The organism is Shewanella phaeophyticola, assembly GCF_025398315.1.
Classification (GTDB): Bacteria; Pseudomonadota; Gammaproteobacteria; order Enterobacterales; family Shewanellaceae; genus Shewanella; species Shewanella phaeophyticola.
Window position 1 is genome coordinate 1614826 of sequence record NZ_JAODOQ010000001.1, and the last position, 16580, is coordinate 1631405.

Sequence of the window (16580 nt, forward strand, 5' to 3'; positions counted from 1 at the left end):
TTATTTATCTGATGTGTTTTATATCCAATTAAGAATAAAAATCATTTTAAATGATTAAGAATCAGATAAATCAGATAAATCAGATAAACCACTAAAGAAGCCATGTTTCGGGATTTAAATGAATCAACAAGAGAAACAGCACTTATTGGAATTAATTGTAAATTCCAGTGCTAAACAACAAGGTGATTTTTCGCAGACTTCAGCATTGGTATGTCAATTGCTGCAAGAGCACTTTGACGCGTCTTTTGTGTCTGTCTGGTTACTGACCACAGACACAGACACGTCCGAGGTAAATCCCAATGATCACTTTGTGTGTTCACACAAGCTTGTGGCCAGCCAAATTGCACCGTCATTAAGCCACACCCCTGCATTACGCAAAATACACAAACTGCTTCCTCAATTTTTCACTGAATTGCGTTCTCACCGATATATTTTATCAAGCGAACCACAACAGCAATCTCTCATAAGTCAATTTTCAGATTATTACCAACAACATGGAATCAAGACCAGTGTTGATGTGGCTATTCGTATTAATGGCCATATTGAAGGGGTATTGTCGATTGAGCATTGTGAAGACACAATATGGCTCAAATCAGCGATTCAATTTGCCATTCAATGTGCTGACCAACTTGCGCTGACATTAGCGACTCGCCACACTTATGACAGTAATGAGCAAATATATTTATTACGTAATGCAACAGAGCAATCTGAGCATGTCGTGATGCTAGTCAATACCGACACTGGGATTGTTGAGTATGTGAATGATGCCCATGAAAAAATGACCGGGTCACCCAGAAACACCATTGAACATCACAGTGCGAAAAATCTCGATATATTCAAAAGTAACCAGCTGCTATATAGCAGCATTATTAGCCAAATACGCAATAATGAAGTGGTTAAGGGTAACTTAAAACTAAAACGTGCCGATGGCAGTGATTATTGGATGAGTTATCACTTTTCTCCTTTTGTGACTGAGCTCGGAAAACACTATGCATTGGTATCAAGCTATGACAATTCAGCGGAATACTTGCATAAAGCAGAGTTAGAGCGCTTAGCCTGGCACTGTAATCTTACCGGTTTACATAACCGCAGTTATTTTATTCCGCAATTAGAGCGTGCTGTTGATGGTACGTTAATACTCATTGATTTACTGAGCTTTAAACGGTTTAACGATACTCATGGCCATGAGCAGGGTGATGCGTTGTTGATTGAAATTGCCCGTCGCTTAAAACATTTCGCCAGTGCCTCAAACGCCATTGATGTCGCTCGAATTGGTAGTGACGAATTCGCCATTTTGTTACCTGAAAGCGAAGATGATAATCCCCAGGCTCTATCTGATTTTGAGCAAGTGATTAAACGTTTATATTTAAACCTTGCAGCACCATCGGTGATATCACGAGAGAAAATTGAACCTAAAACAGCACTTGCCGTCGTTGATATTAAATCGGTGGCGGGATTATTTACGCCTTTATCCTGTGCCGATATCACTTTACAACACGCTAAAAACAAGTCAGAAATGCATTACCAGTTCTTCAATGCAGACCTGTTGAGCGAATTTACCACGAACGCAGAGATTGAACGCGATTTACATCAAGCAATCCGCGGGCGTGAGTTTGAGTTGTATTATCAGCCGTTAATGGATTTAAAAACCAACCAATACATCGGAGCTGAGGCGTTAATCCGTTGGAATCATCCTAAAAAAGGTGTGCTTTATCCTGGCGCATTTATTGAAATTGCCGAGCAAACGGGCATGATAAATCCTATCGGTGAATGGGTACTAGAGTCGGCATGTAAGCAACTTAATTTATGGCAACACAAAGACGTTAATATTGCGATGCACGTAAACGTGTCTGCAAGACAGTTTTTTAGTGGTAATTTATATGAGCAAGTGTGGCGTTTAGTCACTCGTTATCGTATCAAGCCAAAAACCTTAGTGCTTGAAATCACCGAAACCGAGTTAATGGGCGATATTCGCTATGCCATTAACTTGTGTCATGAATTAGCTGAACTGGGTGTAGGATTGGCGATCGATGACTTCGGTACTGGCTATAGTTCTATGAAATACTTGAAACAGTTCCCCATTTCTAAATTAAAAATAGATCGTTCCTTTATTATGGATATTTCATCGAGCCGTGAAAGCCGTGAAATTGTCAGCGCCATAATTGCGATGGCTAATGCATTGAATATTTCGCTGACCGCAGAAGGGGTTGAAACCAAAGAGCAAGAAGCGTTTTTAAGCTCAAGTGCCTGTCACCATGCGCAAGGGTATTTGTACAGTCCGGCTATTCGAGTGAACGATTTTGCGCAATTTATTGAACACCATGCCACCTGGGTACCCGTCGAGCATTAATGGGTTAACTTGGCACAGCATTGTTTAAACTTTTTACCACTATGGCAAATGCACGGCTCATTTCTTTCGGGTAATTTCGTGTGCATTTGTTTGCCCTCAGTATAAAACCACCGTCCTTGTTGCAAAACAAAACTAGATTGCTCGTATATGGCATCTATCTGTTTATCTTCGATATACCAAGCTTTAAAGGTCACTTCGCCAGTAGTGTCTAACTGTTTCGTGTTTATCACTTGTAAACCTAACCAATGGGTATTGCTGTGGGCTAACTGTTCAACGGTTAATCCTTGGCGATAGTCAGGGTGGTGCGTCGCGAGTAAATAATCAAATTGAGCCACCACAAACGCACAATAGCGCGAACGCATCAGTTGCTCAGGCGATTGAGCAACTGATTGCTTTACATGTAACGGCAAGCAACATTGTTGGTAGGCTTGCTGGCTGCCACACGGGCATAAATCAGCAGGGGTAATCTGTGCCGTCATTATGGATTAGTACTCGTCTCGATGTTGGGCGAGCTATTAAATTGGCGACCATAGTAAAGATTAGGCACAGGCTTAGCATCATAATAAAATTTTGCAGTTGCGTGAGTGTTTGAGTCAACACTAATACGCCATTGGTCATCACTGTCTTTTGCAAAAATGGTCACAAACTTACCTGCAAATTCACTCACCGGCTCACCGGAGTCGGCACCCGGGTGAAAACGCACTAAATAATAACCTATGTCGGTGGCGGTATTTTTATCTATATGGCGTACAACAACCCTAAAGTCGACTTCCAGTTTGGCTTGCTTGCGTTTAATTTTGTCAAAAAAACGCGTATACAAACTGACAATATTCGCTTTACCGTGGATAATGCCTTTGTCTTGGGTTTCTGAAATGTAAACCGCATCTTCAGTATAAATTTGTTCTATGCTAGAAAGGTCTAAATGTTCAAATGCATCGGCTAGTTGGGTAAAATTTGCGTTTAGGGTCTTATTCGATACAGTATCTGCCGCGACAGAGTTTGACGTGGTCATACATAACCCTAAGGCCAGTAAAGCCCCAGTAATTCTTAGTGTATTCAAACGGATCAATATTTTCTTCAATGAGTGTTTCTCTTTTTTATAATAGGTAAAACAAACTACAGTAGTGCGTTACCGTTTTCATAACTATAAATTATTCAATGATTTTGCCAAAGCGCATAATCTTTACAAAGTATGTAGGAGGTAAACCATGTCGTTTAAAGAAGATGATTTATTTTTACAAGAAATGGCAGATGTCACCCCCTTAAAGTCAGAGCGTCAAAGCATTGCTGCACAAACATGGTCAAACCCGCTCAGTGTAACCGAGGCTCAACTGGCAAAGCGAGCTGCGGCCGAACAACATGAATTGTTACAGTTATTACCGACCGATCCGCATTTAATTTATCCATTGCAGCCAGATGACATGGTTAGTTATAAAATTGATGGCATTCAAGATGAAGTGTTTAAGCAATTAAGATTGGGTAAATACCCAATTAAAACAGTATTAGACTTGCACGAGTATCGTCTTAGCCAAGCACGCGACAGCTTGGTGAATTGTGTGCTGAGTGCATATGATCGCGGCGAGCGCAATATATTGATTATTCACGGTAAGGGTTACAAAAGTAAACCGTATCCGGCAGTGATGAAATCTGCCGTGTGTCATTGGCTACAACAAATTGAACCAGTGACGGCTTATCACTCTGCTACACGCAATCAAGGCGGTGTGGGGGCGGTGTTTGTGATGTTGAAGAAGTCCCAACAAAAGAAAATTGAAAACAGCGAGTTGAATCGAAAAGGCAGTGGTTTTAGATAAAAAAGTGGCGCTTTTCAGCGCCATTTTTTTGATTTACTTCTGCATCACATTCAAGTATGAACCGAGTAATTAATCTCGGTTTATCACAGTATTACCAACCACATTGGCGGTTAGCTTCAGTGTTTTGCTCATCTAACCATACTTGTAATGGCGCAAAGTAATCTAATACTGCCTTAGCATCCATTTGTTTGGTACCTGTGACAACATTAAGGGCTTCAGGCCATGGTTGGCTCGCACCCATTTCAAGCATTTCATTCAATTTAGCGCCTGCGGCTTTCGTTTCCGTAAATACTGCAACGGTGAACAGTAGCCAGTATCGCCAGCAATATCACACAAAGCTTTGTGGAATTGGAACTGTAATACATGGGCTAAAAAGTAACGTGTGTACGGTACATTTCCTGGCACATGATATTTAGCGCCCGGGTCAAAATCAGCTTCGCTACGCGCAATAGGCGCTTTTACGCCTTGGTATTTTTCTCGTAACTCCCACCATGCTTGATTGTACTGCTCTGGCTTAATCGTGCCGTTAAATACCTGCCAGCGCCACTGGTCAATCATTAAACCAAACGGTATAAATGCAATTTTATCTAGAGCTTGGCGTAATAGTAGACCAATGTCTTTAGAGGCGTCAGGTACTGTGTCTAACAAGCCAATCTTTTGTAAATACTTAGGCGTAATTGACAATGCAATGGTGTCACCAATGGCTTCGTGGAAACCATCATTGGCAGAGTTTTTAAAAATAAACGGCTGATTTTTATAAGCACGCTGATAGAAGTTATGCCCTAATTCATGGTGAATAACGGTAAAGTCTTCAGCACTTTTTTGAATACACATTTTAATGCGAATATCATCTAGGTTGTCCAAGTCCCATGCTGATGCGTGGCATACCACATCGCGGTCTTGTGGCTGAACAAACAACGAACGGCTCCAAAAGGTTTCTGGCAGTGCGTCAAATCCTAACGAGGTAAAAAAGCCTTCAGCTTGTTTCACCATTTTGATTTCGTCATAGCCATTTTTGGCCAATAACTCAGTTACATTATAACCCGGGTCGGCATTTTCGGGTGCAACATTGTTATAAATGGTGCCCCATTGTTGTGCCCACATATTACCGAGTAAATGGTAGGAATAGAGTACGGTTTGAGGCGCAACGTCGTCACCGTATTGCTCGTTTAGTTCACCACGTACATAACAGTGCAATGAGTCATACAGTGGTTTGATTTGGTCCCATAAACGGTCAAGTTCAGCAGAAAAATCATCAGGCTTCATGTCATATTGGCTGCGCCATAGCTCCGACAAGTCAGCGTAACCCAGATCTTTAGCACCTTCGTTGGCGAGTTCAACTTCGCGTTCAAACAAAGGTCGCATTGGCTTGGCGATTTCGCGCCAGCCTTGCCATGCTTCAAGCAGTACAGCTGGGTCTTTCGACTCTGCCATTAAATTAGATAATTCAGGTTGAGTTAAACAGCGACCATCAGCAAAACAATACTTACCTTTACCGTATAAGCCGTTAAGCTCAGAGGCAATACTGGCTAACTCTGCATTTTTGGCAGGATCGAGCGGAGCAGGTAACACTAGGCTACTGCGTAAGCTATTAAGCTTTCGGCTGTTAACCGCATCGAGTGCGACATCAGCATACTTTGCCGCTTCAGTAGCATAGCGAACTGATGTTGAGGTGATTTTTTCACCCATTGCAGCAGATAATGCCGCGGTATCATCAGTAATGAAGTTTGAATAAATCCACTCTGCGCGATTGGCTTCAACAGATAGCGCCGCTAAGTCGGCTTCAGCTTGATTAATAAAGGTAATCGCTGCCGCACTGTCAATTTTAGGTTCACTTGTTATTTGCGGTTGCTCTGTTGTTGACGTGTTAACAGACTCTTGGGTGTCATTACAGGCACTCAGACCTAACACGAGTGACACGATTAGTGCAATTTGAGACGGTTGTTTTAAAGGGAAGTTCATTAATTGGCATCCTTGTTTTTCTTATCGGCGTTAGTTTACCCAAAAATGGCCAACATTGCATAATAGTGACCAATCTGTTGCAGTTATTGCAGTTTATCTTGTTTACTTAACACAAAAAATCCAACAATTTCGATTGACATCTGTGCGCTCAATGATTAATTTAAACGGGTGTTTAAATTAACTTGGGTCATGGGATGGCAAGCCGTACTGATACAAAAACAAGAATACTCGATGCAGCTGAAAAGTTGTTTGCTGAGAGAGGTTTTTCTGAAACTTCGTTACGACTGATCACCAGTAAAGCTGAAGTGAATTTAGCATCAGTCAATTATCATTTTGGTTCGAAAAAAGAATTAATCCGTGCAGTATTAGCAAGATACTTAGATGTGTTTATGCCAAACGCTGCCATAGAGATTAAACGTTTACACAATGCACCTGAAGATGCATCACTAAACGAAATATTTTCTGCTTTAATTAAACCGTTATTAGAACTGAATAAAGTGCGTAATGGCGGCACAATCATCTTTTTACAATTGTTAGGTCGAGGCTACATTGAAAGTCAAGGCCATTTACGCTGGTTTATTACCACGCATTATGGTGAACACTTAGCCACATTTGTGAAAGCGGTAGTCGCTAGTGCACCACATATTCCGCCAGCAGAAATGTTTTGGCGTTTGCACTTTACCCTAGGAACCATTGTGTTCACCATGGCGTCAGCTGACGCATTAAATGAAATCGCTGCAGCCGATTATGGTGAACACAACAACACTGAAGCAATTATTCGCAAAGTCATTCCATACATGGCAGCTGGTGTTGCTGTCCCTGTGTTAAATAATTAAGAAGGTATAAAATGAGTATCGTCATACTGTTACTTATAGTAATCATTGTCCTCTTTGGTGTTCGTAACATCCGGATGCAGTTTATTACGCGCCCGGTGTTTACGTTCTTCAAAAAAGTATTGCCGCCTTTGTCGACAACCGAGAAAGAAGCAATGGAAGCGGGCGACGTGTGGTGGGAAGGTGAGCTTTTCCGCGGTAAGCCAAACTGGAATACTTTACACGGTTACGGAAAACCAACATTAACCGCTGAAGAACAAGACTTTATCGATAATCAAGTTCAAACAGCTTTAACCATGATCGACGATTTTGACATTGTTCATCATCGTAAAGATTTACCGCCAGAGTTGTGGCAATACTTTAAAGAACAAGGTTTCTTTGCGTTAATCATTCCTAAAAAATACGGTGGCCGTGAGTTTTCAGCTTATGCTAACTCAACTATCGTTGCGAAAATTGCCACACGCAGTGTCAGTGCCGCTGTAACGGTAATGGTGCCCAACTCTTTAGGCCATGGTGAGTTATTAACTCATTATGGTACTCAAGAGCAAAAAGAGCGCTGGCTACCGTCTCTTGCTGTCGGTAAAGACATTCCTTGTTTTGCGTTAACTGGCTATGAAGCGGGCAGTGATGCAGGCGCAATCCCGGATTTAGGTATTGTGTGTCGTCGTGAATTTGAAGGTGAGGAAACATTAGGTTTAAGCCTTACGTGGAACAAGCGCTATATTACCCTCGCACCTGTTGCAACGGTATTAGGCTTAGCTTTCCAAATGCGTGACCCTGATGGTTTATTAGGCGATGTTAAAAATTTAGGCATTACCTGTGCTTTAATCCCAACCGATCACGAAGGCGTAGAAATTGGCCGTCGTCATAACCCATTAATGATGGCGTTTATGAACGGTACCACTAGCGGTGAAGATGTGTTTATCCCGTTAGACTGGATTATTGGTGGCCTCAATATGCGGGTAAAGGTTGGCGTATGCTGGTTGAGTGTTTGTCAGCGGGTCGCGGTATTTCATTACCAGCACTTGCTACCGCATCTGGCCATGTGTCGACTAAAACCACCACAGCTTACAGTTATGTTCGTCAGCAGTTTGGTATGCCTATTGGCAATTTTGAAGGCGTACAAGAAGCCATGGCACGTATTATTGCCAATACTTATCAGCTTGAAGCTGCACGTCGTTTAACCACTCAAGGCATTGACTTAAAAGTGAAGCCTTCAGTTGTGACTGCAATAGCTAAGTACCACATGACCGAGTTAGGCCGTGATGTGCTTGAAGATGCTATGGATATTCAGTCAGGTAAGGGGATTCAACTAGAGTATAAAAACTATTTAGGTCATGCATTTATGGCTAACCCAATTTCGATCACGGTTGAGGGTGCAAACATTCTAACCCGTTCATTGATGATTTTTGGTCAAGGTGCAACACGTTGTCATCCGTATGTATTGGCTGAAATGGAAGCCGCTGCGATGGAAGATGAAACATCGGCATTAGATCGTTTCGATTCATTACTGCTTGGCCATATGGGTTACGCCATTGGTAATGCATTACGCTCTTTTGGAAGTGCGTTAACCGGCAGTCGTTTTGCCAGTGCACCCGTTAGCGGCTTCGCTCAGCAATATTACCGCGATATGACGCGTATTTCGTCTGCACTTGCGATTATGACTGATCTATCGATGTTGATTATGGGGGGCGACCTTAAGCGTAAAGAAATGATTTCTGCACGTATGGGTGATGTATTAAGCCAATTGTATCTTGCTTCAGCGACTTTGAAATTGTTTGAAGACAATGGCCGTCAACAAGATGACTTACCCGCAGTGCATTACGCAATGACTGAGCGTTTACACTTAGCAGCAAAAGCGTTAGAAGATGCTATTCGTAACTTCCCAAGCAAAATTGCTGGGGTATTATTACGCGTATTGATTTTCCCATTAGGTAATCACTTTAATGCGCCAAGCGACAAGTCTGCTGTCGATGTGTGTAAAGGCATGCTTAAACCTGGCTTCAGCTCGTAATCGAATTACGTTCTTATGCGGTGAGTTTGAGGGTGACACTAGCGGTATTGCTGAAGTTGAAAATGCATTCTTAGCAAAATATGCCGCTAAAGACCTGTATAAAAAGTTGAAGAAGGCACAACGCAGTGGTCACTTAAAATCTAAGTTACCCATGCTTGAGTTGTTTGATGTTGCGCTTGAAAAAGACATCATTACCCAAGCTGAACATCAGCAACTACTAGAAGCTGATGAATTACGCTTAGCAGCAATCAACGTTAATGATTTTGACAAGCTGTAAATGACGTAACATCGTGTGATAACAATTAAGCCCTGACTCTGTCGGGGCTTTTTTATTGCCGCTATCCGGTGGATCATAAAACACAGCATTAAAGTTTTATTAATGGTTTATATTCTTCACTGTAGTGATTATTCGTCATGTTTATTAGGCGATGGCGATGAATCAAGTGACAGATATTGCCCAATGAGCAACGCAAGTTGACGGCATTGATAAACCGCTTGGTTATGATTGCAGGAATACGACAGAAGCTAACGTAAATTAATTTAGGGCAATAAAAAAGCCAACCGCAAGGTTGGCTTTGTTTTTCGACCCACAAGCTCGCGAGTAAATGCTTTGTGTGGCTCGTAATTTGCTTATTAAGCTACAACAAGTACTTTACAAGTGTTGGTACCGCCGATGGTTTCCATCGCGTCGCCTTTCGTCATCAGTACCATGTCGCCGCTGGCTAAGTAACCCGCTTCAACCATGCAGTTTAGTGCTTCTTTCGCTAACTCATCAGCTGGATATGCTGTTGAGTCAAACTTAATAGGTTGTACACCGCGGTAAAGCGCCATGCTGGCTAAAGTCTTTTGGTGACGTGACAGTGCAAAAATCGGTAAGCTTGAGCTGATGCGTGACATTAATTTAGCTGTCGCGCCAGATTCAGTTAACGAGATAATCGCTTTTACGCCAGCTAAGTGGTTAGCGGCATACATAGTTGATAACGCTATGGTTTCTTCAACAGAAGAGAAGCTTTGATCCATACGGTGTTTAGACACTTTCACACTTGGGTGTGATTCGGCACCTAAACATACGTTAGCCATCGCCAGTACGGTTTCTTCAGGGAAGTCACCGGCCGCCGTTTCTGCAGACAACATCACTGCGTCAGTACCGTCTAACACAGCGTTAGCCACGTCCATGACTTCAGCACGAGTTGGCATTGGGTTTGTGATCATTGACTCCATCATTTGGGTCGCAGTGATCACTGCTTTGTTTAACTGGCGTGAACGTTGAATTAAACGCTTTTGTACTGCAACTAGGGCAGCATCACCAATTTCAACACCTAAGTCACCACGGGCAACCATCACAACGTCAGATGCTTTAATCACATCATCCATCGCTTCGTCTGTTTCAACGGCTTCAGCACGTTCAACTTTAGCGACGATTAATGCGTTGCTACCTGCTTCTACAGCCAGCTTACGTGCAAGGTCTAAATCAGCACCTGTACGTGGGAATGATACTGCTAGGTAATCAACATCAATCATTGCAGCCGTTTTAATGTCTGCCATGTCTTTTTCTGTTAACGCAGGAGCGGTTAAGCCACCGCCTTTTTTGTTGATACCTTTGTTATTAGACAAAGGGCGCAACAGTAACAGTGGTAAACACTTTACGGCCTTCAACACGCTCTACACGTAATTGAACACGACCATCATCAAGCATCAAAATATCACCAATCACCACATCATCGGGTAATTGCTTGTAATCAATACCCACTTGGTTTTCATCGCCTTCACCTTTCGCTAGTTCAGCGTCTAGGATGAATGCATCACCTAAGTTAAGCATGATTTTTTTGTTATCTTTAAACGTAGAAACACGAATTTTAGAGTACTTGTAAGTCACCTAAAATGGCCACATGCTTACCCAATTCTTTCGCGATGTTACGTGCATCTGTAGCACGTTTTAAATGATCTTCTGGTGAACCATGTGAGAAGTTAAGTCTAACAACGTTAGCTCCTGCTGCGATAATTTTACGTAAATTATCATCGCGGTCAGTTGCTGGCTTCAAGTGTTGTAACGATTTTAGTTCTGCGGAACATGAGATACTCCGTTAAAATGAAAAGAAAGATTTTTGTTAAATAGAATTTGGTTATTAAAGTAGCTTAGTAATCTTAGTACTTAAATGATGCATATATATTAACAGACATTCTTAATTAATGTAGTAAAGTTACAAACAAAAAGACGTTTTTTAGTGTGTAATTTATGTGACAGATAAGTGATTTCTACAATAAAAAAAGCCTGCTGGGGTTATCCAGCAGGCTTTCATTGATTTTTAAACTGATTTTTTGCGGTTAAATGTGGAGATCAAATACACCGTCTAAGTGTAATAATTTAACAGCTTTTACGTACTTTTAGCGCTTAAATGGTCAAATCTTTGTTGATACGTGATTCTTTTAGCACTTCTTTTACGCGTTTTAGGTTGTCACGAAAACGAGGACTACGGCGTAATGTAAAGCCTGTTGCTAAGACATCAATTGTCACTAACTGTGCTAAACGTGATGCCATGGGTAAGTACATGTCGGTGTCCTCAGGTACTTCCATGGTGACAGGTAGTGTACACTCAAGTGATAATGGCGAGTTACGAGCGGTAATACCAATCACCGCAGCGCCATTTTCACGGGCAATACGGGCGATTTCAATTAATGATTTGGTGCGGCCTGTGTGCGAGATAAGCACCACAACGTCACCTTCATTACAATTAATACAGCTCATACGTTGCATTAACACATCATCGAAACAAATCACTGGTACATTAAAACGGAAGAATTTGTTTTGCGCATCGTGAGCCACAGCAGAAGAAGCCCCAAGACCAAAAAACGAAATTGTTTTGGCTTGAGTCAATACATCAACGGCTTTATTGATAGCCGCTGTATCAAGGCTTTGGCGAGCGGTATCGAGCGATGCCATTGAAGATTCAAAGATTTTTGTTGTATATGAGTCTGGTGAGTCGTCTTCTTCAACATGTCGACTAACATAAGGTGTACCGTTAGCAAGACTTTGAGCCAAATGTAACTTAAAATCAGGGAAACCCTTGGTATCGAGTCGACGACAAAAGCGGTTAACGGTGGGCTCACTCACATCAGCCATTTTGGCTAAGGTTGCGATACTAGAATGTATAGCTGTCTGCGGTGAGGCTAATATGACTTCGGCAACTTTTCGTTCCGATTTACTAAATTGGGTAAGGCTTTTTTGAACCTTTTCTAGGGTATTCATATGCAAGCATCCGCTTATAGTAGCTGGTTGAGTAGGGAATGTAAGTTTTATACCATAACTTACAGGAATTTCGTGATTTAAGTTATTTTTTTACCTTTTACACGATCCTGTTGTTATTTTTCAAGACATAGATCACGGTTAAATGGTTCCTAGGCCTCTTTATAGGCTGAAAATCATACCAGATATTAGACCTGAATGACTAGGTTGTTGATGATGCAAAATTTGCAAATTAAAGATGCAAAAATTAGATTCTGTTGTTATATTACAACAAAAGTGTGTTTTTATTCATCGACCGAATTCGAACATGGCGCACACACATAATCAGGAGAGCTTTCAGCAATGGGCAAATCAATTGGAGCCAAGGCTTGTGACTTCGTACTTTTCGGTACAAAAGGCGACTTAGCTAGGCGTAAATTATTACCTTCTTTATATCAGCTAGACAAAGCAGAGTTACTCGATAAAGAAACTAAGGTCATTGGTGTTGCGAAAGATGCATTCACTCATGATGAGTTTATCGCCATAGTCACTAAAGCGTTAAAGACGTTTGTTAAAGATGAAATTTGCCCTACTACGCTAGAACGTTTCCTGAGCCGCTGTCATTATATCGGCACCAACTTTACCGAACCAGAAGGCTATAAAGCTTTCCACGATTTACTTGAGCCAAGTAAACGTGTCATGGTGAACTACTTCGCAACTCCCCCTTCTATTTTTGGCGCTATTTGTCGTTGTTTACACGAGCAAAACCTGATCCAATCTGACACCCGTGTGGTACTCGAAAAGCCTATCGGTACCGATTTAGAGTCGTCACACGTGATCAACGATCAAGTGGCCGAGTTCTTTAACGAAAACCAGGTTTACCGTATTGACCATTATTTAGGTAAAGAAACAGTACAAAACTTGATTGCACTGCGTTTTGCTAACTCGTTATTTGCTTCTAAGTGGGATAACCGCACGATTGATCATGTCCAAATTACCGTTGCTGAAGAAGTGGGTATTGAAGGTCGTTGGGGTTACTTTGATGGCGCTGGCCAAATGCGCGACATGATCCAAAACCATTTATTACAAGTGTTAACGCTTGTAGCAATGGATCCGCCAGTCAACCTAGACGCTGACAGCATTCGTGACGAAAAAGTTAAAGTGCTTAAATCTCTGCGTCCAATTAACCAAGACAACGTGTACGAAAATACCGTCCGTGGTCAGTACAGCGCAGGCTTTTTAAAAGGCTCACCTGTACCAGGTTATTTAGAAGAAGACGACGCGAACACTAATTCAAATACCGAAACCTTCGTGGCATTGCGTGTTGATATTGATAACTGGCGTTGGGCTGGCGTGCCATTCTATTTACGCAGTGGTAAGCGTATGCCGTTCAAGAGCAGTGAAATTGTGGTGTACTTTAAAAACCCACCACACAATTTGTATCGCGCAAGCTATCGTAATCTTCCACCGAACAAGTTAACCATCCGTTTACAACCGCATGAAGGGGTTGAAATCCAGATGATGAACAAGGTGCCAGGTCTTGAGCAAAAGCAACGCTTGCAAACCACCAAACTGGATTTAAGTTTTACCGACACCTTTAAGAGTGAACGTATTGCCGATGCTTACGAACGTTTACTGCTTGAAGCCATGCTAGGCAACCAGGCCTTGTTCGTACGTCGTGACGAAGTTGAACAAGCGTGGACTTGGGTTGACGGGATCATCCAGTCTTGGGAACAAAGCGGTGAAAAGCCGAAACCCTATCCAGCTGGTACTTGGGGACCTGTCGCATCAGTAGCGTTAATCACTAAAGACGGCCGTTCTTGGGACGAGTAGGGAGCAGACATGATCAAAGAAACTGTATTTAAATCGTTTGATTCACCCGCTGACTTAGAAGCTAAGTTAGCCGACAAAATTGCACAGCAATTACAAGATGCTGTTGATACACGCGGTAAAGCCAGCTTAGTGGTGTCGGGTGGGTCAACACCATTAAAGTTGTTCAATCTGTTAAGCCAAAAGTTAGTTGATTGGAGTGATGTGTATATCACGTTAGCAGACGAGCGATGGGTGAATGCAGATGAACAAGACTCAAATGAAAGATTAGTTCGTGAACATTTATTACAAAATCGTGCCGCCAGTGCCAAGTTTCGCGGTCTTAAAAACATGTTTGCCACCCCAGAAGCGGGTTGCGACATGACCAGTGAGTCATTGGCTAACTTTCCACGCCCGTTTGATGTGGTGGTGCTCGGCATGGGGACTGACGGCCACACTTGTTCATGGTTTCCGTGCAGTGCCGAACTTGACAATGCACTGACCACTAAAAATTTATGTGCTGCTGTTAATCCGACAACAGCCCCACATGCTCGGATTACGTTATCTAAAGATGCCATTTTGAATAGTCGTCAGATTTATTTGCATCTTGTCGGAGAGCCAAAATTAACTGTATATCATCAAGCACTTGAAAACGATGATGTTACCCAAATGCCCATTAGAGCCGTATTAGCGCAGCGTAAAACGCCCGTTGATGTGTTCTATAGCGCGTAAGGAGTTTTACCATGCATTCAGTAGTACAAGCCGTCACAGATAGAATCATTGCTCGCAGCCAACAGTCGCGATCAAGCTATTTATCTGCGCTAAACGATGCTAAAGCTCAAGGCGTTCACCGTAGCGCATTAAGCTGTGGCAACCTTGCACATGGTTTTGCCGCCTGTCAGCCAGTTGAAAAAGATTCACTGCGCCAATTAACCAAGGCAAACATCGGCATTGTGACCGCATTTAACGATATGTTATCGGCACATCAACCCTATGAAACCTATCCAAACATGCTTAAGCAAGCTTGTGCTGATGTGGGCAGTGTTGCTCAGGTTGCCGCAGGCGTTCCGGCAATGTGTGACGGTGTGACTCAAGGTCAACCGGGCATGGAACTGAGCTTATTAAGCCGTGAAGTGATTGCCATGTCGACGGCAGTGGGTTTGTCGCACAACATGTTTGATGGTGCTTTACTATTAGGCATTTGTGACAAAATCGTTCCTGGTCTATTGATTGGTGCATTGAGCTTTGGTCACTTACCGATGTTGTTTGTGCCAGCCGATCCAATGAAATCCGGTATTCCTAATAAAGAGAAAGCTCGCGTACGTCAACAATTTGCTCAAGGCAAAGTAGATCGTGCAGCATTATTAGATGCTGAGTCTAAGTCTTATCACAGTGCTGGTACTTGTACTTTTTATGGCACGGCAAACTCTAACCAATTAATGTTAGAAGTCATGGGCTTACAGTTACCGGGTTCATCGTTTGTAAACCCAGACGATCCATTACGTGACGAATTGAGCAAAATGGCGGCTAAGCAAGTGTGCCGTTTAACCTCAATGGGCACGCAATATACCCCAATTGGTGAAATCGTTAACGAAAAGTCTGTGGTTAACGGCATCGTAGCTTTATTAGCCACCGGCGGTTCAACTAACCTTACCATGCACATTGTGGCGATTGCCCGTGCCGCTGGCATTATCGTCAACTGGGATGATTTCTCTGATCTATCTGCAGCTGTACCACTATTAGCCCGTGTTTATCCAAATGGTCATGCTGATATTAACCATTTCCATGCTGCTGGCGGTATGGCGTTATTGGTCAAAGAATTGCTTGATGGTGGTTTGATCCATGAAGATGTTAATACTGTTGCCGGTTACGGTTTACGTCGTTACACCCAAGAGCCGCGTTTTATTGATGGCGAGTTAAAGTGGGTTGACGGTGTAACTGAATCGTTAGACAAAGAAGTATTAACCCATCTTGATACGCCTTTTCAAAGCAACGGCGGTTTAACCTTACTTAAAGGTAACTTAGGCACGCGCTGTGATCAAAGTGTCTGCGGTACCTGCAGGTAACCGAGTGATTGAAGCGCCTGCGGTTGTGATTAACGATCAAAACGAAATCGATGCCTTGTTTAAATCTGGTTCACTAGACCGAGATTGCGTGGTTGTGGTTAAAGGTCAGAGCACTAAAGCCAATGGTATGCCTGAACTACATAAACTCACGCCATTTTTAGGTACCTTACAAGACAAAGGTTTCAGAGTGGCATTGGTTACCGACGGTCGTATGTCTGGCGCATCAGGAAAAGTACCCGCTGCCATTCATTTAACGCCAGAAGCGTTAGACGGTGGCTTAATTGCAAAAGTGCAAGACGGTGACTTAATTCGTGTTGATGCTACGACAGGTGAGTTATCACTTTTAGTTGATGAAACCGTATTAGCTAGTCGCACCGCTGGGGTTGTTGATTTACACCATTCAGCTTATGGCATGGAGCCGTGAATTGTTTGGCGCACTTCGTCGCAGTTTAAGCAGCCCAGAAACGGGTGCTCGTAGTACTAATGCGATTGATGAATTATATTAAAAATGA

Annotated in this window: 8 protein-coding genes and 4 pseudogenes; 7 read left to right on the forward strand and 5 right to left on the reverse strand. The window is 42.5% G+C overall.

Annotated elements, in window-relative coordinates; genetic code table 11:
• The first annotated feature begins 118 nt into the window (after window positions 1-118).
• Window positions 119-2350: a bifunctional diguanylate cyclase/phosphodiesterase gene (locus N4T56_RS07650; RefSeq protein WP_261732800.1), complete on the forward strand. Its 2232-nt coding sequence runs from the start codon at window positions 119-121 to the stop codon at window positions 2348-2350.
• On the opposite strand, the gene N4T56_RS07655 is transcribed toward N4T56_RS07650, so the two are convergent.
• Complete coding sequence (locus N4T56_RS07655; RefSeq protein ID WP_261732801.1) at window positions 2347-2829, reverse strand: YchJ family protein; 483 nt, start codon at window positions 2827-2829, stop codon at window positions 2347-2349. The two genes, N4T56_RS07650 and N4T56_RS07655, sit on opposite strands and share 4 nt — an antisense overlap.
• On the reverse strand, window positions 2829-3362 hold the full coding sequence (locus N4T56_RS07660; RefSeq protein WP_261732802.1) for a YybH family protein: 534 nt from the start codon (window positions 3360-3362) through the stop codon (window positions 2829-2831). The genes N4T56_RS07655 and N4T56_RS07660 overlap by 1 nt, the downstream gene beginning before the upstream one ends.
• 196 nt (window positions 3363-3558) lie before the next feature.
• Between N4T56_RS07660 and smrA the strand changes: the two genes are divergently transcribed.
• Window positions 3559-4161: a DNA endonuclease SmrA gene (gene smrA / locus N4T56_RS07665; RefSeq protein ID WP_261732803.1), complete on the forward strand. Its 603-nt coding sequence runs from the start codon at window positions 3559-3561 to the stop codon at window positions 4159-4161.
• A gap of 91 nt (window positions 4162-4252) precedes the next feature.
• On the opposite strand, the pseudogene N4T56_RS07670 reads toward smrA, so the two are convergent.
• Window positions 4253-6123, reverse strand: a pseudogene (locus N4T56_RS07670) (M2 family metallopeptidase).
• Window positions 6124-6317: 194 nt separating this feature from the next.
• Here N4T56_RS07670 and N4T56_RS07675 point away from each other — a divergent pair.
• Together N4T56_RS07675 and N4T56_RS07680 are read left to right on the forward strand one after the other, a co-directional pair.
• The gene (locus N4T56_RS07675; protein ID WP_188924121.1) at window positions 6318-6959 is read left to right on the forward strand and encodes a TetR/AcrR family transcriptional regulator; all 642 of its coding nucleotides are present in this window, start codon (window positions 6318-6320) and stop codon (window positions 6957-6959) included.
• 11 nt (window positions 6960-6970) lie between these two features.
• A pseudogene (locus N4T56_RS07680) lies at window positions 6971-9247 on the forward strand (acyl-CoA dehydrogenase).
• A gap of 356 nt (window positions 9248-9603) precedes the next feature.
• Here the strand turns inward: N4T56_RS07680 and pyk are convergent.
• Window positions 9604-11043, reverse strand: a pseudogene (gene pyk / locus N4T56_RS07685) (pyruvate kinase).
• A 319-nt stretch (window positions 11044-11362) separates the two neighbouring features.
• Window positions 11363-12217 carry a MurR/RpiR family transcriptional regulator gene (locus N4T56_RS07690; RefSeq protein WP_261732804.1) on the reverse strand — a complete coding sequence of 285 codons (855 nt, stop codon included), beginning with the start codon at window positions 12215-12217 and terminating at the stop codon, window positions 11363-11365.
• A 339-nt stretch (window positions 12218-12556) separates the two neighbouring features.
• On the opposite strand from N4T56_RS07690, the gene zwf reads away from it, so the two are divergent.
• From zwf to edd, 3 genes and pseudogenes are all read left to right on the forward strand, one after another.
• Window positions 12557-14026, forward strand: a complete 1470-nt coding sequence (gene zwf, locus N4T56_RS07695) for a glucose-6-phosphate dehydrogenase (RefSeq protein ID WP_261732805.1) — start codon at window positions 12557-12559, stop codon at window positions 14024-14026.
• Window positions 14027-14035: 9 nt separating this feature from the next.
• Window positions 14036-14734: a 6-phosphogluconolactonase gene (pgl, locus tag N4T56_RS07700; RefSeq protein WP_261732806.1), complete on the forward strand. Its 699-nt coding sequence runs from the start codon at window positions 14036-14038 to the stop codon at window positions 14732-14734.
• Window positions 14735-14745: 11 nt separating this feature from the next.
• A pseudogene (gene edd, locus N4T56_RS07705) lies at window positions 14746-16574 on the forward strand (phosphogluconate dehydratase).
• The last annotated feature ends 6 nt before the right edge of the window (window positions 16575-16580 follow it).